Source organism: Variovorax sp. EBFNA2 (assembly GCF_033802765.1).
GTDB lineage: Bacteria > Pseudomonadota > Gammaproteobacteria > Burkholderiales > Burkholderiaceae_C > Variovorax > Variovorax paradoxus_H.
Window position 1 is genome coordinate 6,359,635 of the sequence record NZ_CP138496.1, and the last position, 23,641, is coordinate 6,383,275.

26 protein-coding genes are annotated in these 23,641 nt (G+C 67.5%); 11 read left to right on the forward strand and 15 right to left on the reverse strand.

What is annotated here, in order from left to right:
* Positions 1-19: 19 nt before the first annotated feature.
* From RZE79_RS29900 to sucC, 4 genes are all read right to left on the reverse strand, one after another.
* Positions 20-829 carry a Stp1/IreP family PP2C-type Ser/Thr phosphatase gene (locus RZE79_RS29900; protein WP_153281479.1) on the reverse strand — a complete coding sequence of 270 codons (810 nt, stop codon included), beginning with the start codon at positions 827-829 and terminating at the stop codon, positions 20-22.
* 29 nt (positions 830-858) lie between these two features.
* Positions 859-1,542 (reverse strand): TerC family protein, encoded by a 684-nt coding sequence (locus RZE79_RS29905; RefSeq protein ID WP_319358087.1) that lies wholly within the window; start codon positions 1,540-1,542, stop codon positions 859-861.
* A 116-nt stretch (positions 1,543-1,658) separates the two neighbouring features.
* Positions 1,659-2,552: a succinate--CoA ligase subunit alpha gene (gene sucD, locus RZE79_RS29910; protein WP_319358088.1), complete on the reverse strand. Its 894-nt coding sequence runs from the start codon at positions 2,550-2,552 to the stop codon at positions 1,659-1,661.
* A 10-nt stretch (positions 2,553-2,562) separates the two neighbouring features.
* Positions 2,563-3,729: an ADP-forming succinate--CoA ligase subunit beta gene (gene sucC / locus RZE79_RS29915; protein ID WP_153281477.1), complete on the reverse strand. Its 1,167-nt coding sequence runs from the start codon at positions 3,727-3,729 to the stop codon at positions 2,563-2,565.
* Positions 3,730-3,936: 207 nt separating this feature from the next.
* On the opposite strand from sucC, the gene argC reads away from it, so the two are divergent.
* Entirely contained in the window at positions 3,937-4,860 is a 924-nt protein-coding gene (gene argC, locus RZE79_RS29920; protein ID WP_319358089.1) for an N-acetyl-gamma-glutamyl-phosphate reductase, read from the forward strand.
* Between the two features lie 83 nt (positions 4,861-4,943).
* Here argC and RZE79_RS29925 read toward each other — a convergent pair whose 3' ends face one another.
* Both RZE79_RS29925 and RZE79_RS29930 read right to left on the reverse strand, forming a co-directional pair.
* Positions 4,944-5,894, reverse strand: a complete 951-nt coding sequence (locus RZE79_RS29925; RefSeq protein WP_319358090.1) for a bestrophin family ion channel — start codon at positions 5,892-5,894, stop codon at positions 4,944-4,946.
* Between the two features lie 133 nt (positions 5,895-6,027).
* Positions 6,028-6,762 (reverse strand): hypothetical protein, encoded by a 735-nt coding sequence (locus RZE79_RS29930; protein ID WP_319358091.1) that lies wholly within the window; start codon positions 6,760-6,762, stop codon positions 6,028-6,030.
* A gap of 113 nt (positions 6,763-6,875) precedes the next feature.
* Here RZE79_RS29930 and yiaA point away from each other — a divergent pair, with 113 nt between their 5' ends.
* Complete coding sequence (yiaA, locus tag RZE79_RS29935; protein WP_319358092.1) at positions 6,876-7,316, forward strand: inner membrane protein YiaA; 441 nt, start codon at positions 6,876-6,878, stop codon at positions 7,314-7,316.
* A 12-nt stretch (positions 7,317-7,328) separates the two neighbouring features.
* Here yiaA and RZE79_RS29940 read toward each other — a convergent pair whose 3' ends face one another.
* The 3 genes from RZE79_RS29940 to recA are packed head-to-tail and all read right to left on the reverse strand — an operon-like array spanning position 7,329 to position 9,380.
* The gene (locus RZE79_RS29940; RefSeq protein ID WP_153281472.1) at positions 7,329-7,769 is read right to left on the reverse strand and encodes an SRPBCC family protein; all 441 of its coding nucleotides are present in this window, start codon (positions 7,767-7,769) and stop codon (positions 7,329-7,331) included.
* A complete protein-coding gene (recX, locus tag RZE79_RS29945) occupies positions 7,738-8,211 on the reverse strand; it encodes a recombination regulator RecX (protein WP_319358094.1) in 474 nt (157 codons plus the stop codon). The genes RZE79_RS29940 and recX overlap by 32 nt, the downstream gene beginning before the upstream one ends.
* A gap of 56 nt (positions 8,212-8,267) precedes the next feature.
* Positions 8,268-9,380, reverse strand: a complete 1,113-nt coding sequence (gene recA, locus RZE79_RS29950) for a recombinase RecA (RefSeq protein ID WP_319358096.1) — start codon at positions 9,378-9,380, stop codon at positions 8,268-8,270.
* Between the two features lie 146 nt (positions 9,381-9,526).
* On the opposite strand from recA, the gene RZE79_RS29955 reads away from it, so the two are divergent.
* Both RZE79_RS29955 and RZE79_RS29960 read left to right on the forward strand, forming a co-directional pair.
* Positions 9,527-10,012 carry a helix-turn-helix domain-containing protein gene (locus RZE79_RS29955; protein ID WP_319358097.1) on the forward strand — a complete coding sequence of 162 codons (486 nt, stop codon included), beginning with the start codon at positions 9,527-9,529 and terminating at the stop codon, positions 10,010-10,012.
* A gap of 65 nt (positions 10,013-10,077) precedes the next feature.
* Positions 10,078-10,752, forward strand: a complete 675-nt coding sequence (locus tag RZE79_RS29960) for a response regulator transcription factor (RefSeq protein ID WP_056575150.1) — start codon at positions 10,078-10,080, stop codon at positions 10,750-10,752.
* A gap of 26 nt (positions 10,753-10,778) precedes the next feature.
* On the opposite strand, the gene RZE79_RS29965 is transcribed toward RZE79_RS29960, so the two are convergent.
* A complete protein-coding gene (locus tag RZE79_RS29965; RefSeq protein WP_319358099.1) occupies positions 10,779-11,732 on the reverse strand; it encodes a hypothetical protein in 954 nt (317 codons plus the stop codon).
* A 142-nt stretch (positions 11,733-11,874) separates the two neighbouring features.
* Here RZE79_RS29965 and RZE79_RS29970 point away from each other — a divergent pair, with 142 nt between their 5' ends.
* Positions 11,875-13,317, forward strand: coding sequence for a sensor histidine kinase N-terminal domain-containing protein (locus RZE79_RS29970; RefSeq protein ID WP_319358100.1), 1,443 nt, complete (start codon positions 11,875-11,877; stop codon positions 13,315-13,317).
* Entirely contained in the window at positions 13,314-14,051 is a 738-nt protein-coding gene (locus tag RZE79_RS29975) for a HEAT repeat domain-containing protein (protein ID WP_319358102.1), read from the forward strand. The genes RZE79_RS29970 and RZE79_RS29975 overlap by 4 nt, the downstream gene beginning before the upstream one ends.
* A gap of 5 nt (positions 14,052-14,056) precedes the next feature.
* Here the strand turns inward: RZE79_RS29975 and RZE79_RS29980 are convergent, their stop codons facing one another.
* The 3 genes from RZE79_RS29980 to RZE79_RS29990 are packed head-to-tail and all read right to left on the reverse strand — an operon-like array spanning position 14,057 to position 15,731.
* Positions 14,057-14,245, reverse strand: coding sequence for a sporulation protein (locus RZE79_RS29980; protein WP_192194181.1), 189 nt, complete (start codon positions 14,243-14,245; stop codon positions 14,057-14,059).
* An 8-nt stretch (positions 14,246-14,253) separates the two neighbouring features.
* Entirely contained in the window at positions 14,254-15,066 is an 813-nt protein-coding gene (locus RZE79_RS29985) for a biotin--[acetyl-CoA-carboxylase] ligase (protein WP_319358106.1), read from the reverse strand.
* A gap of 2 nt (positions 15,067-15,068) precedes the next feature.
* On the reverse strand, positions 15,069-15,731 hold the full coding sequence (locus RZE79_RS29990) for an SET domain-containing protein-lysine N-methyltransferase (RefSeq protein WP_319358107.1): 663 nt from the start codon (positions 15,729-15,731) through the stop codon (positions 15,069-15,071).
* Between the two features lie 85 nt (positions 15,732-15,816).
* Here RZE79_RS29990 and RZE79_RS29995 point away from each other — a divergent pair, with 85 nt between their 5' ends.
* Both RZE79_RS29995 and RZE79_RS30000 read left to right on the forward strand, forming a co-directional pair.
* Positions 15,817-18,786 (forward strand): DNA topoisomerase III, encoded by a 2,970-nt coding sequence (locus tag RZE79_RS29995; protein WP_319358110.1) that lies wholly within the window; start codon positions 15,817-15,819, stop codon positions 18,784-18,786.
* A gap of 6 nt (positions 18,787-18,792) precedes the next feature.
* Entirely contained in the window at positions 18,793-19,773 is a 981-nt protein-coding gene (locus RZE79_RS30000; protein ID WP_319358112.1) for a tripartite tricarboxylate transporter substrate binding protein, read from the forward strand.
* Between the two features lie 4 nt (positions 19,774-19,777).
* On the opposite strand, the gene RZE79_RS30005 is transcribed toward RZE79_RS30000, so the two are convergent.
* The gene (locus RZE79_RS30005) at positions 19,778-20,722 is read right to left on the reverse strand and encodes a LysR substrate-binding domain-containing protein (RefSeq protein ID WP_319361338.1); all 945 of its coding nucleotides are present in this window, start codon (positions 20,720-20,722) and stop codon (positions 19,778-19,780) included.
* A 109-nt stretch (positions 20,723-20,831) separates the two neighbouring features.
* Between RZE79_RS30005 and RZE79_RS30010 the strand changes: the two genes are divergently transcribed.
* The 3 genes from RZE79_RS30010 (at position 20,832) to RZE79_RS30020 (ending at position 22,970) form a co-directional block, all read left to right on the forward strand.
* Positions 20,832-21,794: a tripartite tricarboxylate transporter substrate binding protein BugE gene (locus RZE79_RS30010; RefSeq protein ID WP_101490778.1), complete on the forward strand. Its 963-nt coding sequence runs from the start codon at positions 20,832-20,834 to the stop codon at positions 21,792-21,794.
* Positions 21,795-21,806: 12 nt separating this feature from the next.
* Positions 21,807-22,691 carry an N-formylglutamate amidohydrolase gene (locus RZE79_RS30015; protein WP_319358115.1) on the forward strand — a complete coding sequence of 295 codons (885 nt, stop codon included), beginning with the start codon at positions 21,807-21,809 and terminating at the stop codon, positions 22,689-22,691.
* A 102-nt stretch (positions 22,692-22,793) separates the two neighbouring features.
* The gene (locus RZE79_RS30020) at positions 22,794-22,970 is read left to right on the forward strand and encodes a hypothetical protein (protein ID WP_180838947.1); all 177 of its coding nucleotides are present in this window, start codon (positions 22,794-22,796) and stop codon (positions 22,968-22,970) included.
* Positions 22,971-22,981: 11 nt separating this feature from the next.
* Here RZE79_RS30020 and RZE79_RS30025 read toward each other — a convergent pair whose 3' ends face one another.
* A complete protein-coding gene (locus RZE79_RS30025; protein WP_319358118.1) occupies positions 22,982-23,614 on the reverse strand; it encodes a TetR/AcrR family transcriptional regulator in 633 nt (210 codons plus the stop codon).
* Positions 23,615-23,641: the final 27 nt, after the last annotated feature.

Genomic DNA, 23,641 nt, shown 5'->3' on the forward strand with positions numbered 1-23,641 from the left:
CCGCCGCCTGGGTTGGCTGCTACATGGCCCCGCGGGTCGCTTCGCTGACGCCCGCCTTGGCCAGAACAACTGAAATGTTATCCCGTCCGCCATTGTCGTTTGAAATTGCAACCAAAAGTGAAGCCATCTCCTTGAGCCCCAGATCGCGAGTCAAAAGCGTGAAAAGCTGCGCATCCGGCACCATCTCGCTGAGTCCGTCGGAGCACAGCATGTACAGGTCGCCCGGCCGGGCGCTGTGCTCGTGCATCTCCAGCAAGACCTGGGCTTCCACGCCCACGGCGCGCGTCACGAGGTTGCGGGTGGGGGAGTTCAGGGCTTCTTCGGGCGTGATGGCGCCGGCGTCGAGCTGCTGCTGGCGCAGCGAATGGTCGCGCGTGAGCTGCTCCAGCTTGTTGTTGCGCAGGCGGTAGCAGCGCGAATCGCCGATGTGGCCGACCACCACGCGCTGCGGACGAAACGCCGCCAGCACCAGGGTCGTGCCCATGCCCCGCAGCTCTTCGTGGGTGATGCCGGCCTGGAGGATGGCGCCGTTGGCCTCGTCGGTGGCCGCTTGCAGTGCACGCCGGACCACGCGGGCGGGCGCCTGCATGCCGGCTTGGGCGAACCAGCGGCCGAAGCTCGCGTGCATCAGCGAAATGGCCATGGCACTGGCCACCTCGCCGCCCTTGTAGCCGCCCATGCCGTCGGCCAGCAGCGCCAGGCCGAGGGCCGGATCGACATGCACGGCGTCTTCGTTGTGGGCGCGCAGGCGCCCGACATCGGTCAGTGCCGCGAACTCCCAGCTCAGGGCCGGTCGACTGGAGAAAAGAGAAACGCCAACACCTGCCATCGTTTGTCAGCGCTCGCTTTTTTAAAGTATCAGTGCGCAGCAGCGCGTGCGCGCCGTTGCAGGAAGCGGCCCAGGGCCACGACGAGCACCGCGCCGGCGATCGCGCCCGCATAGTGCAACCAGGGATTGGCTACCAGCGCCTCATGCAGCGACACGTCGCTCACGATGGTCTCGCCGCCGACCCAGCCGATCAGCGCAGCGCCCAGCATGATGATGATCGGGAAGCGTTCCATGAGCTTGATCATGAGCGTGCTGCCGAAAATCACCAAGGGGATGCTGATGGCCAAACCCAACACCAGCAGCACCATGCTGCCTTGCGCGGCGGCCGCCACGGCGATCACGTTGTCCAGGCTCATCACCAGGTCGGCCAGCAGGATGGTCCGCACGGCGGCGAACATGCTGCCGTATTCCTTGGACTCGCCGTCGCCGTCGTCTTCCTCGCTCAAGAGCTGCAGGCCGATCCAGAGCAGCAGCGCGCCACCGATGATCTGCAGATAGGGCAGCGCCAGCAGCTTGGCCGCCACCACCGTCAGCACGATGCGCAGCACGACGGCCGCGCCCGAGCCGAACAGGACGGCTTTTTTCTGTTGCGCGGGCGGCAGCGATCGTGCCGCCATGGCGATCACGACGGCGTTGTCGCCCGACAGGATGATGTTGATCCAGACGATCTTGATCAGGCCGATCCAGAAGTCCGTGCTTTGAAGAAGTTCCATGTCTCTGATTCCACTGTGTTGTAGTTAAAAAAGCGCCCGCAACTCAATGCGGGCGCTTTTTCATTTCTGCGTGGTAATGCGAGCGGCGGGAACGCCGCCAGCGGTACGAGTGCTTTTTAGAGCTTGCCCTTGAGCAGCTTTGCCAGTTCCGAGAAGTTGCGCGTTACGGTGAAGCCGCACTCTTCCATGATGGCGAGCTTGGCTTCGGCCGTGTCGGCACCGCCCGAGATCAGCGCGCCGGCGTGGCCCATGCGCTTGCCGGGAGGGGCAGTGACACCGGCGATGAAACCGACGACCGGCTTCTTCATGTTGTCCTTGCACCAGCGGGCTGCGTCAGCTTCGTCCGGGCCGCCGATTTCACCGATCATGATGACGGCGTCGGTGTCCGGATCGTCGTTGAAGGCTTGCATCACGTCGATGTGCTTCAGACCGTTGATCGGGTCGCCGCCGATGCCGACTGCCGACGATTGGCCCAGGCCGATTTCCGTCAGTTGAGCCACGGCTTCGTACGTCAGCGTGCCCGAGCGCGAGACCACGCCGATGCGGCCCTTGCGGTGGATGTGCCCGGGCATGATGCCGATCTTGATTTCGTCGGGCGTGATCAGGCCGGGGCAGTTCGGGCCCAGCAGCAAGGTCTTCTTGCCGCCGGCCGCTTCCTTGGCCTTCATGCGGTTGCGCACTTCGAGCATGTCGCGAACCGGAATGCCTTCGGTGATGCAGATCGCCATGTCCAGGTCGGCCTCAACGGCTTCCCAGATGGCGGCCGCGGCGCCTGCCGGCGGCACGTAGATCACCGACACGGTAGCGCCGGTTTGCGTGGCGGCTTCCTTCACCGAACCGAAGATCGGGATGTTGAAGATCGACTCGCCGGCCTTCTTCGGGTTCACGCCGGCCACGAAGGCGTTCTTGCCGTTCGCGTATTCCTGGCACTTTTCGGTGTGGAACTGACCGGTCTTGCCGGTGATGCCTTGCGTGATGACTTTGGTGTCTTTGTTGATGTAGATCGACATGACTTGTTCCTTAGGCCTTCTTGACTGCTGCCACGACCTTCTGGGCCGCGTCCGCCATGGTGTCGGCGCTGATGATCGGCAGGCCCGACTCGGCCAGCAGCTTCTTGCCTTCGACTTCGTTGGTGCCCTTCATGCGCACGACCAGCGGCACTTGCAGGTTCACGGCCTTGCAGGCTGCGATCACGCCGGTGGCGATGGTGTCGCACTTCATGATGCCGCCGAAGATGTTCACGAGGATGGCTTCCACGTTCTTGTTCTTCAGCATGATCTTGAAGGCTTCCGTGACCTTCTCGGGGGTGGCACCGCCGCCCACGTCCAGGAAGTTGGCCGGCTCGCCGCCGAACAGCTTGATGGTGTCCATGGTGGCCATGGCCAGGCCGGCACCGTTCACCAGGCAGCCGATGTTGCCGTCCAGCGAGATGTAGGCGAGGTCGAACTTCGAGGCTTCGACTTCGGCCGCGTCTTCTTCGTCGAGGTCGCGCAGCGCCACGATTTCGGGGTGGCGGAACAGCGCGTTGCTGTCGAAGTTGAACTTGGCGTCCAGGGCGACGACGTTGCCCTTGCTGTCACGGTTGAGCGGGTTGATCTCGACCAGCGAGGCGTCCGTCTCCATGTAGCAGGTGTAGAGCTTTTTGAGGATGTCGACCGTTTGCGCGGTCGAATCGGCCGGCATGCCGATGCCGTCGGCGATTTCCTTGGCTTGCGCGTCGGTCAGGCCGTCCTTGGGGTCGGCGTAGACCGTGATGATCTTCTCGGGGGTGGAATGGGCCACTTCCTCGATGTCCATGCCGCCTTCGCTCGACGCGATGAACGCGATCTTCTGCGTCGCGCGGTCGGTCACGGCCGAAATGTAGTATTCCTTGTTGATGTCGGCGCCGTCTTCGATGTAGAGGCGGCGGACCTTCTGGCCTTCAGGGCCGGTCTGGTGCGTCTTGAGCTGCATGCCGAGGATCTCGCCAGCCAGCTTCTTGACGTCTTCGATCGACTTGGCGACCTTGACGCCGCCGCCCTTGCCGCGGCCACCCGCGTGAATCTGGGCCTTGACGACCCAGACCGGGCCTCCAAGCTTCTGGGCGGCTTCGACCGCCTCCTGAACCGTATAGGCCGGAATGCCGCGCGGCACCGGCACGCCGAACTTGGCAAGGATTTCCTTGCCTTGGTACTCGTGAATCTTCATGAGGGATGTCTCTCGGAAGGAGGAGGTTGAGAACGGGAGATCGGGAGTGAGACTGTTGTTTCTGCTCTGTTGTTCGCGGGCGACGGCAGCCTGACGGCTGGGGGCGGCGAACAACCGCGGACTGTATCATGGTGCGCCGCACCAATACTTGATGTGCGGTTGCGGTCAATACGTACTTTCTTCTAGCCACTCTACGCATACTCCGATATGGCCAAGGTTTTCATCGACGGCGAAGCCGGCACCACCGGCCTGCAAATTCGCGAGCGGCTGCAGACGATGCCGCAGATCGAGCTCGTGAGCATCGCGCCCGAGCTGCGCAAGGACGTGGCCGCCAAGCGCGAGCTGATGGCGGGCGTCGACCTCGTGGTGCTGTGCCTGCATGACGACGCGGCGCGCGAATCGGTCGCGCTGATCGATCAGCTCCCGGGCCAGAAACCCAAGATCATCGACGCCTCGACCGCCCACCGCATCGCGCCGGGCTGGGTCTTCGGCTTCCCCGAACTCGTCGCAGGCCACTGGCAGGCGGTGGCCCAGGCCGACCGCGTCGGCAACCCCGGCTGCTACGCCACCGGCGCCATCGCGATGGTGCGTCCGCTGGTCGATGCGGGCCTGCTGCCGGCCGATTTCCCCGTGTCGCTGCCTTCGGTGAGCGGCTACTCCGGCGGCGGCCGCACGATGATCGAAGACTACGAAGCCGGCAAGGCGCCGCTGTTCGAGACCTACGCGCTGGGCCTGAAGCACAAGCACATCCCCGAAATCATGACCTACACGGGCCTCACGCGCCGGCCGGTCTTCATTCCGTCGGTGGGCAATTTCAAGCAGGGCATGCTGGTCCAGCTGCCGCTGCACCTCGACCTGCTGCCCGGCAAGCCCAAGGCCGGCGACCTGCAGGACGCGCTGGCCGCGCACTACGCCAAGAGCAACACGCCCGAACAGTTCGTGAAGGTGCTGCCGCCGACCGACGACGGCAAGCTCGACGCGCTGGCACTCAACGACACCAACACCCTCGAGATCCGCGTGTTCCCGAACGAGGACCACCGCCACGCCGTGGTGATCGCGCGCCTGGACAACCTGGGCAAGGGCGCCAGCGGCGCTGCGGTACAGAACCTCAAGCTGATGCTCGGTCTCTGAGCCACTTCAACCGCTGACAGACCCGAAAGGCCGGCCCGCAAGGACCGGCCTTTTTGCTTTCCGTCGGGCCCCTGGGGCGGACGTCAGCGCAGGAAGTAATCGACCGGCACCATCGGCGCCGGCGCCGGAGCGCCCACCGACTGGCACAGGTCGATCTCGAGCGTGCGGCACAGCGCCTCAAGCGGCAGGTCGTTCGACTCGGTGCCGAAGGGCTCCTCGATCTCGTCGCCGAGCGCGTCCAGGCCGAAGAAGGTGTAGGCCACGATCAGCACCACCACCGGCGTCATGAATCCGACGGAGTCCACCAGCCCGAAGGGCAGCAGGTAGCAGTAGAGGTACGCCGTGCGGTGCAGCAGCAGCGTGTACGAAAAGGGAATGGGCGTGCTGAGGATGCGCTCGCACGACGCGGCCGCCGCGCTCAGCGCCGACAGCGTGCCGTCGACGCCCGCCGCCAGCGCCGGATCGATGCGTCGCGCGCGCAGCGCTTCGCGCAGGTCGGCGCCCATGTGCATCAGCAGCGCATGCGGCCGGTTGGCGACCTGCGTCAGGCCCTGCCATTCCGCTTCGCGCAGGAAGGGCTGGGTGTCGGCGGCGGCGTCGGTGCCGCGCAACTGGTGGCGCAGCGCATGGGCAAAAGCCGCGGCGCGCAAGGTCATGCACACGCGCAGATCGTCCAGGCGACGGACGGTGTCGGCGCCGGCGTTCACCGGCGCATCGCCGTCGATGAGGCTCTGGCATTGGCGCGCCAGGTTGCGCGAACGCAGGATCACCTCGCCCCAGAGCTTGCGCGCTTCCCAGAAGCGGTCGTAGGCCGCGGTGTTGCGAAAACCCAGGAAAATCGCCAGCGGCAAGCCGAGCAGCGCGAAGGGCACGGTGCCGAGCGGAATCTTGATCGAGCCGAAGCGCCCGTGCAGCACCGTGACGACGATGGCCACGATCACGTTGAGCGCGAGCGCCGCGGCGATGCGCGGCAGGACGGAGCCCCGCCAGGACAGAAACAGCTTGAGCCCGGACGGGCGTTTCCGGACGATCATGAAAGCGAGGGGAGGGGCAGACGGGGAGGCATGGATGCCGCGCATGCCGCAAGGCCTGCGCGGGCGCTCATTGTGGCCGAGGCGTCAGCGCGAGGGCGGCTGCGCGCCCCAAGCCCAACGAAGACGGTCGGGCTCAGCGCACGAGCCACAGCCCGACGCCGAGCAAGGCCGCATGCACGGCCAGCGCGATGTAGAACAGCGTGCGCGAAGGCGTCGCCATGTCCTGCAGCACCTCGTGGATGCGGCGCGTGAGCAGCGCGCGCAGCGCGGGATCTTGCGCAGCGCCTTCGCCCGTCGCCGGTGCGGCTGCACCGTGCGCGGCACGCTCTTGCTGCCACTCGGCCAGCATCTCGCTCAGGGGCAGGCGGGCCAGCACGAAGCCGACCACGGTGCGCACGGCGCGGCCTTCGCCGAGCATCGGCGCGAGCTGCTGGCACAGGGCGTCGGGCGACAACCAGTCGGCCACGCGCTGCAGCCCGCCGTGGGTGCGCGGCATGGCTTCGATGCGGCCCGCGATCGCGTCGCCGAGCCGCTGCGAGACGGCCTCGCCGCGCGCCACCACCACGTGCTGCATTGCGCGGGCGCGGCCCTGCTGCACGCCGAGCAGAAAGTACACGCCAACGAACAACGCCAGCAGCACGGCCACCAGCAGCGGCGGCGACGTGATCAGGGCCACGATGGCACCCGCACCGCCGGCCCGCGCGGCTGTGTTGCCGGGCCCCTGCAGCTGGCTCAGGTAATAGAAGAACACGCCGCCGCCGAGGAACAGGCCGATCAGCGCGCCCTTGATGGCCGAGCCGGCGAAGGCGAAGCCGGCCTTGGCGCCGGTGCGAACGAGAGACTGCGGACGAGCGGGTTGTGACGACATGAACGGTTCCTCCGGTTTTTTGGAAAGCCGCCTCCTGGGAGGCCGGTCGCCGGCGATCATGCCACCGCCTTCCCGCACCATAATCGCGCCACACAACAACGAGGAGGATCGCCATGGGAACCGTCAAATTTCAGAAACCGACCGCTGCATTCGTCGCCGCCTCCTGGGCCGCGCTGATCATCGGTGCCATCGTCTACCTGCTCGGGCTGTGGAATGCCGCGATGCAGCTCAACGAGAAGGGCTACTACTTCACCATCCTGATGTACGGCCTGTTCTCCGCCGTGTCGCTGCAAAAGACGGTGCGCGACCGGCTCGAAGGCATTTCGGTCACGGGCATCTACTTCGGCCTGTGCTGGGTCTCGCTGCTGCTGTCGGTGGGCCTGCTGGCCGTGGGCCTGTTCAACGCCTCGCTGGCCGCGAGCGAAAAAGGCTTCTACGCCATGGCCTTCCTGCTGAGCCTGTTCGGCGCAGTGGCGGTGCAGAAGAACGTGCGCGACATCGCCTCGTACAAGGCCGAGAACCCGCTGGCCGACGAAGTCGCCGCCGCGGAGTAAGCCAGACCCGGCTCAGCCCGCCTCGAGCAGGCGGCGCAGGGCCTGCAGGTCGCGCGCGATCCAGTCGGCATCGCGCGCAAAGGCTGCGTCGTCCATGTGCGGCTGGCGCAGCAGCGTGAACTGCAACTCGCACACGCCCGGCGCCACGCCGATCACACGAAACGGCAGGTAGACCTCGGGCACGCCTTCGGGCGCCACCCAGTGGTCGAGCACGCCGAACTCATTGGGCGGCGCAAAGCGCATGCGGGCCTCGCCGCTTTCGGGCGTGCGCACGACCCAGTGGTCGCCGTGCGGCACCAGCGCACTTTTCGAAAGGCCGCTGGCCCAGTCAGGCAGCCGCTTGGGGTCGGACGCGAGCGCATAGGCGTCGCGCCATTCGCAGTTCACACGCTGCGTGATGACGCGGGAGAGCGCGCCGCCTTCATTCGTCGGGGTTGTCGTCGCTTGTGTCATCGAAATCACTCCTGAGCACCTTGGACACGACAGCGCCCGAGAAACCGCGCGCCATCAGGAATCGCATCTGCTTCGCACGCGCTTTGGCATCAGCCGGCGGTGCATCGAAGCGGCGGCGCCACAGGGCCGTGGCGCGCGCGACTTCCGTCTCCTGCAAACCGGCCACCGCCTCGGCGATGGCTTCAGGCGCGATGCCCTTGGCCTGCAGCTCCTGCTTGACGCGCAACGCGCCCGAGCGGGCCGCGCGCTGGTTCAGCACCGAGGCCACGACGCGCGGCTCGCTGATGAAATCCTTGGCGGCCAGCTCGTCGAGCGCCTTCGCCAGCGTGCCGGGCTCTTCCTCGTGCTTGGCCAGCTTGCGCTCCAGCTCCGTGCGCGAATGCTCGCGCTGGCTCAGGAGGCGCAGGGCGCGGCCTTTGAGGGAGGGGGCGCTGAAAGCCATGCGGGGGTGGGGCGCTCACGCGGCCCGCGCACTGCGCGACGGCCGCCTTGTCGAACTTACTCCGCTGCCGCCTTGTCGGCCTTCGAGGCCTTGGCGGGCTTCTCGGCCTTCTCGGGTTCGCTGCCGGCATCGGCTGCGAGCAGCGGAATGCCCAGCGATTCGCGCACCTTGTTCTCGATCTCACGCGACAGGTCGGGGTTCTCGCGCAGGAACTCGCGGGCGTTGTCGCGGCCCTGGCCGATCTTCTCGCCGTTGTAGGCGTACCAGGCGCCCGACTTGTCGATGATCTTGGCCGTGACGCCCATGTCGATGATCTCGCCCTCGCGGCTGATGCCTTCGCCGAACAGGATGTCGAACTCGGCCGTCTTGAACGGCGGGCTCACCTTGTTCTTTACCACCTTCACCTTGGTTTCGTTGCCGATGGCTTCGTCGCCCTTCTTGATGGTGCCGATGCGGCGGATGTCCAGGCGCACCGAGGCGTAGAACTTCAGCGCGTTGCCGCCGGTGGTGGTTTCGGGTGAGCCGAACATCACGCCGATCTTCATGCGGATCTGGTTGATGAAGATGACCATGCAGTTGGTCTTCTTGATCGTGGCCGTGAGCTTGCGCAGCGCCTGGCTCATCAGGCGGGCCTGCAGGCCGGGCAGCGAGTCGCCCATTTCGCCTTCGATTTCGGCCTTGGGCGTGAGCGCAGCGACCGAGTCGACCACGATCAGGTCGACAGCACCCGAGCGCACCAGCGAATCGACGATTTCGAGCGCCTGCTCGCCGGTGTCGGGCTGGCTGATCAGCAGGTCGGACAGGTTCACGCCGAGCTTCTGGGCGTACTGCACGTCGAGCGCGTGCTCGGCGTCGACGAAGGCGCAGGTGCCGGCCTGCTTCTGCATGGAGGCGATCACCTGCAGCGTGAGCGTGGTCTTGCCCGAGGATTCCGGGCCGTAGATTTCAACGACGCGGCCGCGCGGCAGGCCGCCGACGCCCAGGGCGATGTCCAGGCCCAGCGAGCCGGTGGAGACCACCTGGATGTCTTCGAGCGCCTCGCCTTCGCCGAGCCGCATGATCGTGCCCTTGCCGAACTGCTTTTCGATCTGGGCCAGCGCGGCTTGCAGGGCCTTGGCCTTTTCACTGTTGGCGACCGAGATGCTTGCGCCCTTGACGACTGCGTCCATGTGGAAATCTCCTTGAATATCAACGGTTTGTGTCGGGATTCATCCATCTGCTTTTAATCACAGGCTGGATGCTTGAACAGTAGTGTAGGGGCTCATTGCAGTTTGCAAACCCACTTTATGGTCAGTTTGGCTTACCATTTGGCGCCATGTCCGACCTCGCTTTTCCGACCGATCCCGACGCTTGGCGGCAGACCCACCTGGGCCGCCTGCTGGGCCATGCGATGCGCCGCTTCGACGAGCGCGTGCTGGCGCTGATGGCGCACGACATCGAGGTGCCGCTGGCGCTGTCGAACCTCGCGGCGCGTGCGCAGGTGAGCGCCGCGCACATCCACATCACGCGGCACCTGGCACGCGAGGGCTCGCGCCTGACCGAGCTGGCCGAGCGCGCCGGCATGACCAAGCAGGCCATGGGCACGCTGGTCGATCAGTGCGAAGCCTGGGGGCTGGTCACGCGCGGGCCCGACCCGCTCGATGCGCGCGCGCGGCGCGTGCTGTTCACGGCCGACGGGCTGGCCTGGCTGGACGCCTTCCGCCGCGCCGTCACGCAGGCCGAGCGCGAGTTCCGCGCCAGCGTGGGCGACGAGATTGCCACCGTGGTAACCATCGGACTCGAGGCCTATACGGCGGGCTAGACTTCGCGTCATGGGACAACGCGCGCCGAGGGGCGCCGACACTGACTGAGCCGGAGGTGGCGCACATGCGGATACTGATTGCCGAAGACGACCAGGTGCTGGCCGATGCCTTGCTGCGCAGCCTGCGCACCTCGGGCGCGGCGGTCGATCATGTGGCCAACGGCTCGCAGGCCGACACCGCGCTCATGACCCACAGCGAGTTCGACCTGCTGATCCTCGACCTCGGGCTGCCTAGCCTGCACGGCATCGAGATCCTCAAGCGCCTGCGTGCGCGCGGTTCGCAATTGCCCGTGCTGGTGCTTACCGCCGCCGACAGCGTCGAGGAGCGCGTCAAGGGCCTGGACCACGGCGCCGACGACTACATGGCCAAGCCCTTCAGCCTGCAGGAGCTCGAAGCGCGCGTGCGCGCCCTCACGCGGCGCGGCATGGGCGCCACCAGCAACGCGATCCGCCACGGCCCGCTGGTCTACGACCAGGCCGGCCGGGTGGCGACCATCGACGGCAAGATGATCGAGCTGTCGGCGCGCGAACTGGGCCTGCTCGAAGTGCTGCTGCAGCGCGCCGGCCGGCTGGTCAGCAAGGACCAGCTGGTGGACCGGCTGTGCGAATGGGGCGAAGAGGTGAGCATCAACGCCATCGAGGTCTACATCCACCGCCTGCGCAAGAAGATCGAAAAAGGACCGGTGCGCATCGCGACGGTGCGCGGGCTGGGCTACTGCCTCGAGAAGATTCCCGGTTGAGCGTGCCCCGCCCGCGCAGAACACCGTCAGGGCTGCTTGCGCAGGCCGACGAGCAGCGTGGCGCCGGTGTTCGAACGGATCAGGAACATGAGGCTGCGGAAGTAGCCGTTGCTCTCGAACACGCCCGCCGGCACCAGCCCGATGGCCGCCGGCCCGACGTAGGAACCGGCGGCGGCAAGGGTGAGCTGGCAGTCGTCCTTGCTGGCCGTCGCGGCATTCACCGCCTTCAGCTTGAGCGCGTACATGTTCTTGGCCGAGCCGGGCTGCGCCAGGGCGACGGTGCCCGAGAGCGTGCACTGGCCGATCTCCACGCCGCTCGTGGTGCCGGTGAACACGCCCTTGTCGTCGACCTGGACCGTCACGCCGAGGCTGCTGTCGTTGTTGGACCACGTGCCGACCACGCTCGCCTGCGACACCGCCAACGCGTTCTCGATGGTGTAGGTCAGGGGACCGAAATCTGCCGGGTCGCGGGTGCCGTAGGCGTAGGTGCCGTTCATCGTCTTCTTCGGCGCGAAGGTGCCCGAGCCGGTGACCTGCGAGACGCTGAGAAAAGAGAACTCGGTGTCGGGGTTGAACGACCAGTCGAGCCCCGTGAGCTTCAGCGAGCCCCACAGCGTGCCGACCGTGAAGCTGCGCGCAATCGAGCCATCGGCGCCGACGAAGGCGAGCCCGCGCACGCCCGCGGCGTAGATGCCTTCGCTGTCGTTGCCCACCGCGGCGGTCGAACCAGCCTGCGGCGCGCTCAGCGAGGGCGACGGCTCGGAGCCCGGCACCGGATCGCGGTTCTCGGCCGGCGCAGGCGCGGGGGCCGGAGCGGGCGCGGGGGCGGGTGCCAGAACTGGTGCGATGGGCAGCATCGGCATGCCACCGCCGCCGCCTCCTCCACCCCCGCCGCATGCGGTCACACCCACGCTGGCGGCCAACACGGTCGCGGCGATCCAGAGCGGCTTGGGGCAGCCGCCCACGGTCTTTTGCTTCATGATTTCTCCCTGATGTTTTTGAATTGCAGAAACTGCACACCAAGGCTACAACCAGTCACACCTCGTCAATGAAACGACACGGCTGCGAATCGCAGCACTAGTTCACGCTCGCCAGCGTTCTTTCGCCTTGCCAGGAACTCCCTTGAAGCTCTTCCAGCGCGCCCAGCGCTCCCTGTTCGGCGAAATCCTTGACTGGATGCTCACGCCGCTGCTGCTGCTCGTGCCGGTGAGCATCGGCGTGACGTGGCTGGTGGCGCAGGGCATCGCCAACGCGCCCTACGACCGCGCGCTGGAGCACAACGTGAAGGTGCTGGCCGAACTGGTCACGGTGAAAGAGGGGCAGACGCATTTCGTGCTGTCGCAGTCGGCGCGCGAGATCCTGCGCGCCGACGACGCGGGCCACATCTACTACCAGCTGCTCGACGGCCACGGCACGCTGCTGCACGGCGAGCGCGACCTGCCGCAGCCCAACGTGGACGACCCGCCCGGCACCAACGTGGTCCTGCTGCACAACAGCACGGTGCACGGCCAGCCGGTGCGCGTGGCCTCGCTGTGGATTCCCAGCGGCAGCGACGACGTGCCGCCCTCGCTGCTGCAACTGGCCGAGACGCGCGAGAAGCAGGCCGTGCTCGCCACCGAGATCATCAAGGGCGTGCTGCTGCCGCAGTTCGCGATCCTGCCGCTGGCGGTGCTGCTGATCTGGCTGGCGCTGGTGCGCGGCATCAAGCCGCTGTCGGTGGTCGAGGCGCGCATCCGCGAGCGCCGCCCGGGCGACCTGAGCCCGCTCGATGAATCCTCGGTGCCGCTCGAGGTGGTGCCGCTGGTGTCGTCGGTGAACGAACTGCTCGACAAGCTCAACGACTCCATCTTCACGCAGAAGCGCTTCCTGGCCGACGCCGCCCACCAGCTCAAGACGCCGCTCGCGGGCCTGCGCATGCAGGCCGACCTGGCGCAGCGCGAAGGCGCCAATGCCGACGAGCTGAAGCAGTCGCTCAAGCAGATCGGCCGCGCCAGCGTGCGCGCCACGCACACCGTGAACCAGCTGCTGTCGCTGGCGCGCGCCGAAGGCACCAGCGCCATGACGCACTGCCAGCCCTGCGACCTCGCGCGGCTGACCATCGAGGTGGTGCGCGAGGCCGTGCCGCGCGCGATCGAGAAGCGCATCGACCTCGGCTACGACGGCGCCCAGGCCGGCGCGCCCGGCGTGATGGTCGACGGCAACCCGACGCTGCTGAAAGAGCTGGTGCGCAACCTGGTCGACAACGCACTCAACTACACGCCTTCGACGCCCGAGCGCCCCGGCGTGATCACCGCCCGCGTGCTGGCCGACCCCTTCGGCCACGTGCAGCTGGTGCAGGTGGAGGACAACGGCCCCGGCATCGCCGAGGCCGACCGCGAGCTGGTGTTCGAGCCCTTCTACCGCGTGCTCGGCAACGAGGCCGACGGCTCGGGCCTGGGCCTGCCGATCGTGCGAGAAATTGCCAACCAACACCGCGCGCGGGTGAAACTGGAAGACGCGCATCCCGGCAAGCATCCGCCGGGCGCGCTCTTCACCGTGCGCTTCGAGGAGGCCCCTTCCGAATGAGTTCGCCCCCCACGCTCGACGCGCTGCGCCAGCGCTTCGCAGAGATCCGCACCGACACCGACGTGTCGGACATGTTCGACTTCGGCGCCGACCTGCTCGAGTTGCAGTCGCCCGAAGCGCTCGCCTTCCACTACGGATTGCTGCACGACACCGGCATGGACAGCGAGCTCTACGACTGGCTCTGCCGCAAGTTCGGCGAGCGCGGTGACGAAGCTGAAGACCATTTGCTCGCGCAGTTCGAGCAAGAGCCCGATCCGGCCATGCAGGCCACGGTGCTGCAGATGCTCGGCGCCTTCAAGTACCGCAAGGGCCGGCGCCTGAAAGAAACCGCGGCCCTGGCGCGCACCGCACTCACGTCGCCGCATGACGACCTGCGCTGCAAGGGCCTGTGGGTGATCGGCTGGCTCGGCGGCACGACCGACATCGCCAAGGTGGTGCCGCTGCTCACGCACGATGCCGTCGCCACCAACCGCCAATGGGCGGCGAGCGCGCTGATGCAGATCGTGTTGAGCCGCCGCAGCGCCGCGCCCAAGGCGCTCGAGCCTTTGCGACAGGCGCTCGACACCGAGACCGATCCGGTCGTGCTGGGCAGCATCCTGGTCGCGGCGCAGGAGATCGCGGGCAAGAAGTTCGGCCTGAGTTCCAGCTCGCACGAGCCGCCGTCGGAAGAAAAGCTGCAGGCCGCCTTGGCCAAGGCGCGGCGCATGTTCGCGCGCGCTGCGGCCGCCGCCTGACCGGGTCAGGGCGCGGGCTTGGCTTCCTTGCGGATCTGCAACCACTCGGGGTGGATCTGCCGCGCCATGCGCTGCGGCTCGCGCTCGTCGAGCGCCGCGGGTGCGAGCCCGAAGCCGGCCAGGTCGCCGCGCGTCCACAGCCAGTAGCCCGCGTTGACCGCGAGCAGGGCGATGAGGACCAGGCGCAGCTTCATGCCCTCGCTCAGAAAGACATGCCGCGCGGGCGCACGCTCACTTCGTCGCTCGAAATGAGTTGCAGGCCGGCGTCGGTGCGCACCTGCAGTTCGCCGCCCCAGGCCACGCCTTCGCACAGGCCGGCGGTGCCGTCGCTGAGCGTCACTTCGCGTCCGCGCAGCACGTCGCGCGCCGCAAAGCGTTCGGCAAAGGGCCCGAAGCCGTTCGCCTCGAAGGCGAGCACGCTGCGCACCAGCGGCTCGGCCAGCGCCTGCAGCACCTCGGGTGCGGACGCATCGGGTTGCCACTGGCGCAGCCAGGCCGGCGGCGTGCGCATGCCGTCGCCTTCGCGCGGACCGATGTTGATGCCGATGCCGACCACGAGGTAGCGCGCGGCATCGGGGCGCGCCGTCTGCGGCATGGCGGTTTCGATGAGGATGCCGACCAGCTTGCGGTCGTTCACCCAGATGTCGTTGGGCCATTTCAGGCCGATCTGGTGTGCGCCCGTCGGGTCGAGGCTTTCGGCGACGGTCACGCCCACGGCCAGCGACAGGCCCGACCAGTCGGCCGGCGCCAGCGGCAGGCCCAGCGAAAAAGTGAGGGAGGCGGGCGCCTCGGGCTGCTGCGCGCTCTGCCAGGGGCGGCCGAGACGACCGCGTCCGGCTGTCTGGCGCTCGGCCACGAGCAGCACGGGGTCGGTGCGACCGGCGCGCGCACGGCGCATCAGCTCGGTGTTGGTGGAATCGATTTCGGCCACGGCCTCGACCGCGAAGCCGGGCAGCAGCGGCGCGACCGCCGCGGCGATCCGCTCTTCGAACCAGGCGGAGGCCGGCGTGCCCATGGTCAGTCTCCGGCGGCGGACGGGGCGTCGTCGCTGGACTTCTTCTTGCCGTCGGCCTTTTTCTTGTCGGCCTTCTTGTCCGCTTTTTTCTTCTCGGCTTTCTTTTCAGCCTTCTTCGCTTCCTTGGCCTCGGCCTTCTTTTTTTCGGCTTTTTTCTTGGCCTTCTTCTTTTTCTTCTTGTCTTTTTCTTCGTCCTCGTCCTTCGGCGTCAGCAGCGTGCCGCGGCACTGCTCGGAGCCGCACCAGCACGGGAACTCGGACAACAACTTCTCGGTGTACGGCTCATCGATGACCAGGCCGTAGTCGTAGTTGAGTTCCTCACCGGCGGCGATGTTTCTCAGGGCCTTGATATAAACGCGCCCATCGACTTCGTCGGCCTCGCAGTTCGGCTCGCACGAGTGATTGATCCAGCGCGCGGCGTTGCCTTCGACATTGCCGTCGATCACACGACCGTCGTCGATGTGGAAGTAGAAGGTGTGGTTGGGCTGCGCAGGGTCGTGCGGATGGCGGCGCAGCGCCTCCTTCCAGCTGATGACCTGGCCCTTGTATTCGATCAGCGTTTCGCCTTCCGCCAGGTCCTGCACGGCGAACACGCCGTTGCCGTGGACGGTGGAGCGGCGCGTCTGGATGCGACGACCGCTGGAGCGTGGGGATTTGGAAGGCATCGCCGAAGTCTGTTAGGTTGAATATGCACACATGCGTGTGCGCGCGTGTGCACGCGGGAAGCCGCAGAGTATAGAGAGCCCTCAGATGACAAAAACTTTGGTAATCGCAGAAAAGCCGTCGGTGGCCCAGGACATCGTCCGGGCCCTCACGCCGGTGGCCGGCAAATTCGACAAACATGACGAGCATTTCGAGAACGACACCTACGTCGTGACCAGTGCCGTGGGCCACCTGGTCGAAATCCAGGCGCCGGAAGAATTCGACGTGAAGCGCGGCAAGTGGAGCTTCGCCAACCTGCCGGTGATTCCGCCCCACTTCGACCTCAAGCCGGTCGACAAGACGAAGACGCGCCTGAACGCCGTGGTCAAGCAGGCCAAGCGCAAGGACGTGACGCAGCTCATCAACGCCTGCGACGCGGGCCGCGAGGGCGAACTGATCTTCCGCCTGATCGAGCAGTACGCCGGCGGCAAGAGCCCGCTGGGCAAGCCGGTGAAGCGGCTGTGGCTGCAGTCGATGACGCCGCAGGCCATTCGCGACGGCTTCGACGCGCTGCGCTCCGAGAAGCAGATGCAGGGCCTGGCCGACGCCGCGCGCTCGCGCTCCGAAGCCGACTGGCTGGTGGGCATCAACGGCACGCGCGCCATGACCGCGTTCAATTCGCGCGACGGCGGCTTCTTCCTCACGACCGTGGGCCGCGTGCAGACGCCGACGCTGTCGGTGGTGGTGGAGCGCGAAGAGCAGATCCGCAAGTTCGTCTCGCGCAACTACTGGGAAGTGCACGGCAGCTTCGCGGCCGAGGCCGGCCAGTACCCGGGCAAGTGGTTCAACCCCGACTGGAAGAAAGCCAACGCGCCGCTGCTGGCCAACGGCGAGCCCGATGCCGAGCAGCGCGCCGACCGCGTGTGGTCCGAGCAGGAAGCCCGCGCCATCGCCGACGCCTCGCGCGGCAAGCCCGCCACGGTCACCGAAGAGAGCAAGCCCACCACGCAGGCCTCGCCCGCGCTGTTCGACCTGACCTCGCTGCAGCGCGAGGCCAACGGCCGCTTCGGCTTCAGCGCCAAGACCACGCTCGCCCTGGCCCAGAGCCTGTACGAACGCCACAAGGCGCTGACCTACCCGCGTACCGATTCGCGCGCGCTGCCCGAAGACTATCTGCCAGTGGTCAAGCAGACCATGGAAATGCTCGCCAACAGCGGCATGAAGCACTTGGCGCCGTTCGCGCAGCAGGCGGTCGACGGCAACTACGTCAAGCCCAACAAGCGCATCTTCGACAACGCCAAGGTGTCGGATCACTTCGCCATCATCCCGACGCTGCAGGCCCCGAGCGGCCTGAGCGAAGCCGAGCAGAAGCTGTACGACTTCGTGGTGCGCCGCTTCCTGTCGGTGTTCTTCCCGAGCGCCGAGCACCAGGTGACCACGCGCATCAGCACGGTGGAGCAGGGCGGCAAGAAGTACCCCTTCCGTACCGACGGCAAGGTGCTGGTGAAGCCGGGCTGGCTCGCCATCTACGGCAAGGAAGCCCAAGACGACGAAAAGGAAGACGACAAGGACGGCAAGCGCCTCGTGCCGGTGAAGCCGGGCGAAATCGTGAACACCGAGTCGGCCGACCTCAAGGGCCTGAAGACGCGCCCGCCCGCACGCTATTCGGAAGCCACGCTGCTGGGCGCCATGGAAGGCGCCGGCAAGACCATCGACGACGACGAGCTGCGCGAGGCCATGCAGGAGAAGGGCCTGGGCACGCCAGCCACGCGCGCGGCCACCATCGAAGGGCTGATCGCCGAGAAGTACATGCTGCGCGAAGGCCGCGAACTCATCCCGACCGCCAAGGCCTTCCAGCTCATGACGCTGCTGCGCGGCCTGGGCGTGGAAGAACTCTCCAAGGCCGAGCTCACGGGTGAATGGGAGTACAAGCTCGCGCAGATGGAGAAGGGCGCCCTGAGCCGCGACGCCTTCATGCGCGAGATCGCCGAAATGACGGAGCACATCGTCAAGAAGGCCAAGGAGTACGACCGCGACACCGTGCCCGGCGACTACGCCACGCTCGCCACGCCCTGCCCGAACTGCGGCGGCGTGGTGAAGGAAAACTACCGCCGCTACGGCTGCACCGGCAAGAGCGGCACGGGCGAAGACGCTTGCGGCTTCTCGTTCGGCAAGTCGCCGGCCGGGCGCACCTTCGAGGTGGTCGAGGCCGAGGCGTTGGTGCGCGACAAGCACATCGGCCCGCTCGACGGCTTCCGCTCCAAGGCGGGCTGGCCCTTCACGGCCGAGATCATCCTCAAGTACGACGAGGAAGAAGCGAAGAACTGGAAGCTGGAGTTCGACTTCGGCGACGACAAGAACGCCGAGAGCGGCGAGATCGTCGACTTCAGCGCGCAGGACACCGTGGGCCCGTGCCCGGTGTGCGGCGCGCCGGTGTTCGATCACGGCAGCAACTACGTCTGCGAAAAATCGGTGCCCACGAACGAGCAGCCGACCCCGAGCTGCACCTTCAAGACCGGCAAGATCATCCTGCAGCAACCGGTGGAGCGCGACCAGATGGAAAAGCTGCTCGCCACCGGCAAGACCGACCTGCTCGACAAGTTCGTGTCGATGCGCACGCGCCGCGCCTTCAAGGCCTTCCTGACCTGGAATGCCGAGGAAGGCAAGGTGACCTTCGAATTCGCACCGCGCGAAGGCGGCAGCAAGTTCCCGCCGCGCAAGACCTTCGGCAAGCCGGCGGCGAAAACCGCGGCGGCCAAGAAGGTCGCGGCGAAGAAGACGCCTGCTGCCAAGAAGGCACCGGCCGAGAAGAAGGCGGCCAAGCCGCGCAAGCCGGGCGCAGGCCTCAAGCCCAGCGACTCGCTGGCGGCGGTGATCGGCGCTGAACCGGTGGCGCGCACCGAGGTCATCAAGAAGCTGTGGGACTACATCAAGGCCAACGGCCTGCAGGACGCGACCAACAAGCGCGCGATCAATGCCGACGCCAAGCTGAAACCCGTGTTCGGCAAGGACCAGGTGACGATGTTCGAACTCGCGGGCATCGTGGGCAAGCACCTCTCGGCGCCCGACGCGGCCTGACGACGCATGCAACGCAGACACCTCGCCACCGCCCTGTGTGCAGCGATGCTGCTGGGCGGCGCGGGCCTGGCCCAGGCCGCCGCGTGGCCTGACAAGCCCGTCAAGCTGGTCGTGCCTTTCCCACCCGGACAGGCCACCGACATCTTTGCCCGCGCGCTCGCCGAACAGCTCGGCAAGCGGCTGGGCCAGCCCGTCATCGTCGACAACAAGGCGGGCGCGGGCAGCAACATCGGCACCGAGTTCGTGGTGCGCGCGCCGCCCGACGGCTACACGCTCGTGGTGGCCGGCAGCGCGATGGCGGTGAACCAGACGCTCTACGCCAAGCCGGGCTTCGACCCGCGCCGCGACCTCGTCGGCATCTCGCTGATCGCGAAGGTGCCGCTGGTGTTCCTGGCCACGCCCGAAAGCGGCATCCGCACGCTGGCCGACCTCACGGCGCGCGCCAAGGCCGAGCCCGGCAAGCTGAGCTACGCGAGCGCCGGCATCGGCGGCACGCAGCACCTGTCGGGCGAGATGTACAAGTCGGCGGCGCATGTGTTCATCACGCACATTCCGTACCGCGGCAGCGGGCCGGCGCAGGCGGATTTCCTGGGCAACCAGGTGCCGCTGATGGTCGACTCGGTGACGGCCGCGCTGCCGCACATCAAGTCGGGCAAGGCGGTGCCGCTGGCGGTGACGTCGGCCACGCGCTCGTCGCAACTGCCCGACGTGCCTGCGGTGCGCGAGACCGGCGTGGCCGGCACGAAGGACTTCGAAGCCGTGGGCTGGCTCGGCCTGATGGCACCGCGCGGCACGCCGCCCGACATCGTGGCGCGGCTGAACCACGAAGTGACCGACATCCTGAAGAGCGAGCAGATGGCGCGCTTCATCCGCGACCGGGGCTCCGAGCCGGCACCGACGACCGGCGCCGAGTTCGACCGCTTCGTGGCGAGCGAGATCGGGCTCTGGGGTGCGGCGGTGAAGGCGTCGGGCGCCAAGCCCGAGTAACTGCTCAGGCCGGCGCGGCCGGCACGGCCAGCGGCTGCGCCATCGCTTCCCCGCTGCGGTCGACCTCGGCCAGCAGCCAGTTGCGGAAATGATCCAGCGTGGCCAGCTGGCCGCGCCCCTCGGGGTAGCAGAACCAGTAGCCCTCGCTGCCCCGGTAGCCGCCGTTGGGCAGCGGCTCTTCCACCAGCCCCGACGTGATTTCGTCCTGCACCAGGCAGCGCGGCACCAGCGCCACGCCCATGCCCGCCATAACGGCGCGGATCATGGTCTGGAACTGGTCGAACTGCAGCCCGGCCAGCGGGTCGAGCCCGCGCACGCCGTGCGCCTCGCTCCAGTGCAACCACGACTGCGGCACGCTCACGTGGCGCAGCAGGGTGCAGCGCGCCACGTCCTGCGGCGTGCGGATGGGGGCTTCGGCCTGCGCGGCGCGCGGGGCGATGAGCGCCACGTCCTGCCCCGCGAGGTAATGCGAGCGCGCGCCGGGCCAGTGCCCGTCACCGAACAAAATGGCGCAGTCGAGCTCGGGCCGCTCGAAGTCGTAGCCGTGCACGAAGGACACGAAATGCAGCGTGATCTGCGGGTGCCGCTGCTGAAAATCGGGCAGGCGCGGAATCAGCCACTTGGCGCCGAAGGTGGGCAGCGTCGACAGGTGCAGCGCACCGCCACCGTCGCCACTGGTGATGAGCTCCAGCGTGGCCGCTTCCAGCTGCGCCAGCAGGGCGCGCACGGCCTTTTCGTAGCGCTCGCCGGCCGGCGTGAGCGCCAGGCGCTTGCGGCTGCGCTCGAACAGCGGCGCGCCGATCCAGCGTTCGAGCTCCTGCACCTGCTTGCTGACCGCGCCCTGCGTGAGGTGCAGCGCCTCGGCCGCGCGCGACACGCCGCCGAAGCGCACCACGGTGGAGAAGGCGCGCAGCAGGTTCAGGGGCGGGTTGAGGCGTCGCAGCGGCATGGGGGAGCCCATCAAGTCATTCCAGATTGGAATGATATCGGGTATATCCTTTGCTTCAGGTGAGCTGCAGCTTTGCACATTCACTCATCGTTCCATTGGAAGAACCCTCATGCAACGTCGTCATCTCCTCTCCATCCTGGCCGCCGCTTCTTTCGCCCCAGGAATATCCTTTGCCCAAGGCAAGCCGATCCGCCTGGTCGTGCCTTTCCCGCCCGGTGGCGCCACCGACATCACGGCCCGCGTGCTCTCCGAGCCCCTGGCCAAGATCCTCCAGCAGCCCGTGGTAATCGACAACCGCGCCGGCGCGGGCGGCTCGATCGGCATGGCCGAGCTGGCGCGCGCCGCGCCCGACGGCCTGACCTTCGGCGTGGCCACGCTCTCCACGCACGGCGTGAACCCGGCCGTGTACCAGAAGCTGCCCTACGACCCGATCAAGGGCTTCACGGCCGTGACCGAGCTGGTGAAGGCGCCGGGCGTGATCGTCATCAACCCGGCCGTGCTGCCGGTCGGCAGCTTCGCGGAACTCGTGAAGTACCTGAAGGCCAACCCCGGCAAGGTGTCGTACGCCTCGCCGGGCAACGGCACCATCGGCCACATGTGGGGCGAACTGTTCAAGAGCAGCACCGGAACCTCGATGGTGCACATCCCCTACCGCGGTGCGGGCCCGGCCATCAACGACGTGCTCGCGGGCCAGGTGCCGGTGTACTTCGACCAGGTGGCCTCGTCGCTGCCGCACGTGAAGGCCGGCAAGCTGAAGGCGCTGGCCGTGTCCTGGAGCGGCCGCCTCGACGTGCTGCCCGACGTGCCGACCTACGGCGAACTGGGCCAGGCGGCCAGCAACGACCCGTCGTGGTTCGGCATGATCGCGCCCGCCGGCACGCCGCCCGAGCTGGTGCTGCGCATGCAGCAGGCCGTGGCCACCGCGCTGAAGGACCCCGCGGTGCGCGAGCGCCTCGCGCTGCAGGGGCTGTACGCCTCGGGCACCACGCCGGCGGAGTTCACGAAGCAGATCGCGAGCGAGATCGAGAAGATGAAGAAGGTGGCCGCCTTCGCGCGCATCCGACTGGACTGACCGACCCTGCCTATGCATCCAGTTCTGAAACTGATTCAAACCCGCGCCCAGGTGACGAGCGTCGCCGGGCACACCCCGCTGGTGCTGGACTCGCCGCACAGCGGCACCGTCTACCCCGAGGACTTCCGGCCCGTGTGCGACCTCGCCACGCTGCGCCGGGCCGAGGACACCCACGTCGAGAAGCTCTATGCCTTCGCGAGCGCCATGGGCGCCGCCTGGGTCGAGGCGCACTTTCCGCGCAGTTATCTCGACGCCAACCGCGACATGACCGAGGTCGACACCACGATGCTCGACGGCCCGTGGACCGAGCCGGTGTCGACCGACCCGCGCGTGCTGTCGAAAGTGCGCCTGGGCAAGGGCCTGATCTGGAAGCTCACCGACGAGGGCCTGCCGATCTACGACCGGCCGCTCACGGTGGCCGAGGTGCGCCAGCGCATCGACCAGTGCTGGCGCCCGTACCACGCGGCGGTGGCGCAGGCCATCGACGACGCGCATGCGCGGCACGGCTACAGCGTCCACATCAACTGCCACTCGATGCCGGCCATTGCGGGCAGCCACGCCACCGACTTCCCGGGGCTGGCGCACGCCGACTTCGTGATCGGCGACCGCGACGGCAGCACGGCCGACCCGGCGCTGTCGCAGCGGCTGTGCGCGCACCTGCGCGCGCGCGGCTACAGCGTGGACTACAACCACCCGTACAAGGGCGTGGAGCTGGTGCGCCGGCACGGCAACCCGGCGGCGAACCGGCACAGCATCCAGGTCGAGATCAACCGCAAGCTCTACATGGACGAGGCCACGCTGGCGCTCGACGAAGCCGGCGCGGCGCGGCTGCAGGCCGACCTGCGATTGATGGTCGAGATGCTGCTGTCGACCGACCCGCGCATCGCAACGAGCTGAACGCCACCACGCCGCAACCCCTGCGGCGGCTGGTGTCTTTGTTACAGGGCGGCCGGAGCCCCCGGCCTATAGTGGGACGTCCTTTTTCTCTGGAGTCCTGCCGTGAAGTCGATCCTTGCCGCCCTCGCCGTCCTTGCGACCGGCCTGTTGATTTCAGGCTGCGCCGGCACCGCGCCGTCGCCGTCTTCTTCCTCCACGTCGTCATCGGGCAGCGGCGTGACGGTGTTCGGCACCATCGACGCCGGCGTCAGCGGCACGACGAACAAGTCGTCGCGCTGAGCGACCCCGCATCAGGCGACCGTCGCCAGGTAGCCTCGCAGCGCATCACGCAACTGGCGTGACAGCGCCTGCAGGTCGGGCCGCCCGCCCGTGCCGAGGTGGGTGTGCGCCACCAGCCCGTAGATGATGGTCTGGCACACGCGCGCCGCTTCTTTCTTCTTCGGGCCGTCGGCCCGCACATCACCCGCCGCGTCGAGCACGCCCACCCATTCGGCCACGAAGCGGTCGTACATCTTGCGGTAGGCCTCGGGGCTGGAAAGGTGCCGCTCCAGCAGGTAGTGCGCGCCCCAGGCCACGGGCTGCGCGCGGTGCGCATCGAGCTGCGCATCGATCACCCCATCGACGATCTCGCGCCACGGACGGCCTTCGTTCGCGGCCACGACCGCACGCATGTCCAGCAGCAGCGCCTTGGAGCGCAGGTGCAGGCACACGCGCGCCAGATCTTCCTTGTTCTCGAAGTATTCGTAGAAGCTGCCCAGGCCCGTGCCCGCGACGGCCACGATCTCGCGGATCGTGATGGCGGCATAGCCTTTCTCGACCAAAAGCCGAACAAAGGCTTCCTGCAAGGCCTGCGAGGTGTGGCGCGCGCGGGACTGGCGCGGCTTCCTCCTCGGGGCGGCGGCGGGTGCACGGGCGCCGGTCATGGCCGCCGAACCCGAACACCTGGCGGG

Coding starts and splice junctions, on each gene's coding strand:
- RZE79_RS30010 (WP_101490778.1), top strand. CDS start 20,832: ATGCAACGTCGTCATCTCCTCTCCATCCTGGCCGCCGCTTCTTTCGCC.
- RZE79_RS29940 (WP_153281472.1), bottom strand. CDS start 7,769: ATGACACAAGCGACGACAACCCCGACGAATGAAGGCGGCGCGCTCTCC.
- recX (WP_319358094.1), bottom strand. CDS start 8,211: ATGGCTTTCAGCGCCCCCTCCCTCAAAGGCCGCGCCCTGCGCCTCCTG.
- RZE79_RS30015 (WP_319358115.1), top strand. CDS start 21,807: ATGCATCCAGTTCTGAAACTGATTCAAACCCGCGCCCAGGTGACGAGC.
- RZE79_RS29905 (WP_319358087.1), bottom strand. CDS start 1,542: ATGGAACTTCTTCAAAGCACGGACTTCTGGATCGGCCTGATCAAGATC.
- sucD (WP_319358088.1), bottom strand. CDS start 2,552: ATGTCGATCTACATCAACAAAGACACCAAAGTCATCACGCAAGGCATC.
- RZE79_RS29975 (WP_319358102.1), top strand. CDS start 13,314: ATGAGTTCGCCCCCCACGCTCGACGCGCTGCGCCAGCGCTTCGCAGAG.
- RZE79_RS29925 (WP_319358090.1), bottom strand. CDS start 5,894: ATGATCGTCCGGAAACGCCCGTCCGGGCTCAAGCTGTTTCTGTCCTGG.
- argC (WP_319358089.1), top strand. CDS start 3,937: ATGGCCAAGGTTTTCATCGACGGCGAAGCCGGCACCACCGGCCTGCAA.
- RZE79_RS29985 (WP_319358106.1), bottom strand. CDS start 15,066: ATGGGCACGCCGGCCTCCGCCTGGTTCGAAGAGCGGATCGCCGCGGCG.
- RZE79_RS29990 (WP_319358107.1), bottom strand. CDS start 15,731: ATGCCTTCCAAATCCCCACGCTCCAGCGGTCGTCGCATCCAGACGCGC.
- RZE79_RS30000 (WP_319358112.1), top strand. CDS start 18,793: ATGCAACGCAGACACCTCGCCACCGCCCTGTGTGCAGCGATGCTGCTG.
- RZE79_RS29965 (WP_319358099.1), bottom strand. CDS start 11,732: ATGAAGCAAAAGACCGTGGGCGGCTGCCCCAAGCCGCTCTGGATCGCC.
- yiaA (WP_319358092.1), top strand. CDS start 6,876: ATGGGAACCGTCAAATTTCAGAAACCGACCGCTGCATTCGTCGCCGCC.
- recA (WP_319358096.1), bottom strand. CDS start 9,380: ATGGACGCAGTCGTCAAGGGCGCAAGCATCTCGGTCGCCAACAGTGAA.
- RZE79_RS30005 (WP_319361338.1), bottom strand. CDS start 20,722: ATGCCGCTGCGACGCCTCAACCCGCCCCTGAACCTGCTGCGCGCCTTC.
- RZE79_RS29930 (WP_319358091.1), bottom strand. CDS start 6,762: ATGTCGTCACAACCCGCTCGTCCGCAGTCTCTCGTTCGCACCGGCGCC.
- RZE79_RS29995 (WP_319358110.1), top strand. CDS start 15,817: ATGACAAAAACTTTGGTAATCGCAGAAAAGCCGTCGGTGGCCCAGGAC.
- RZE79_RS29955 (WP_319358097.1), top strand. CDS start 9,527: ATGTCCGACCTCGCTTTTCCGACCGATCCCGACGCTTGGCGGCAGACC.
- RZE79_RS29960 (WP_056575150.1), top strand. CDS start 10,078: ATGCGGATACTGATTGCCGAAGACGACCAGGTGCTGGCCGATGCCTTG.
- RZE79_RS29980 (WP_192194181.1), bottom strand. CDS start 14,245: ATGAAGCTGCGCCTGGTCCTCATCGCCCTGCTCGCGGTCAACGCGGGC.
- RZE79_RS30025 (WP_319358118.1), bottom strand. CDS start 23,614: ATGACCGGCGCCCGTGCACCCGCCGCCGCCCCGAGGAGGAAGCCGCGC.
- RZE79_RS29900 (WP_153281479.1), bottom strand. CDS start 829: ATGGCAGGTGTTGGCGTTTCTCTTTTCTCCAGTCGACCGGCCCTGAGC.
- sucC (WP_153281477.1), bottom strand. CDS start 3,729: ATGAAGATTCACGAGTACCAAGGCAAGGAAATCCTTGCCAAGTTCGGC.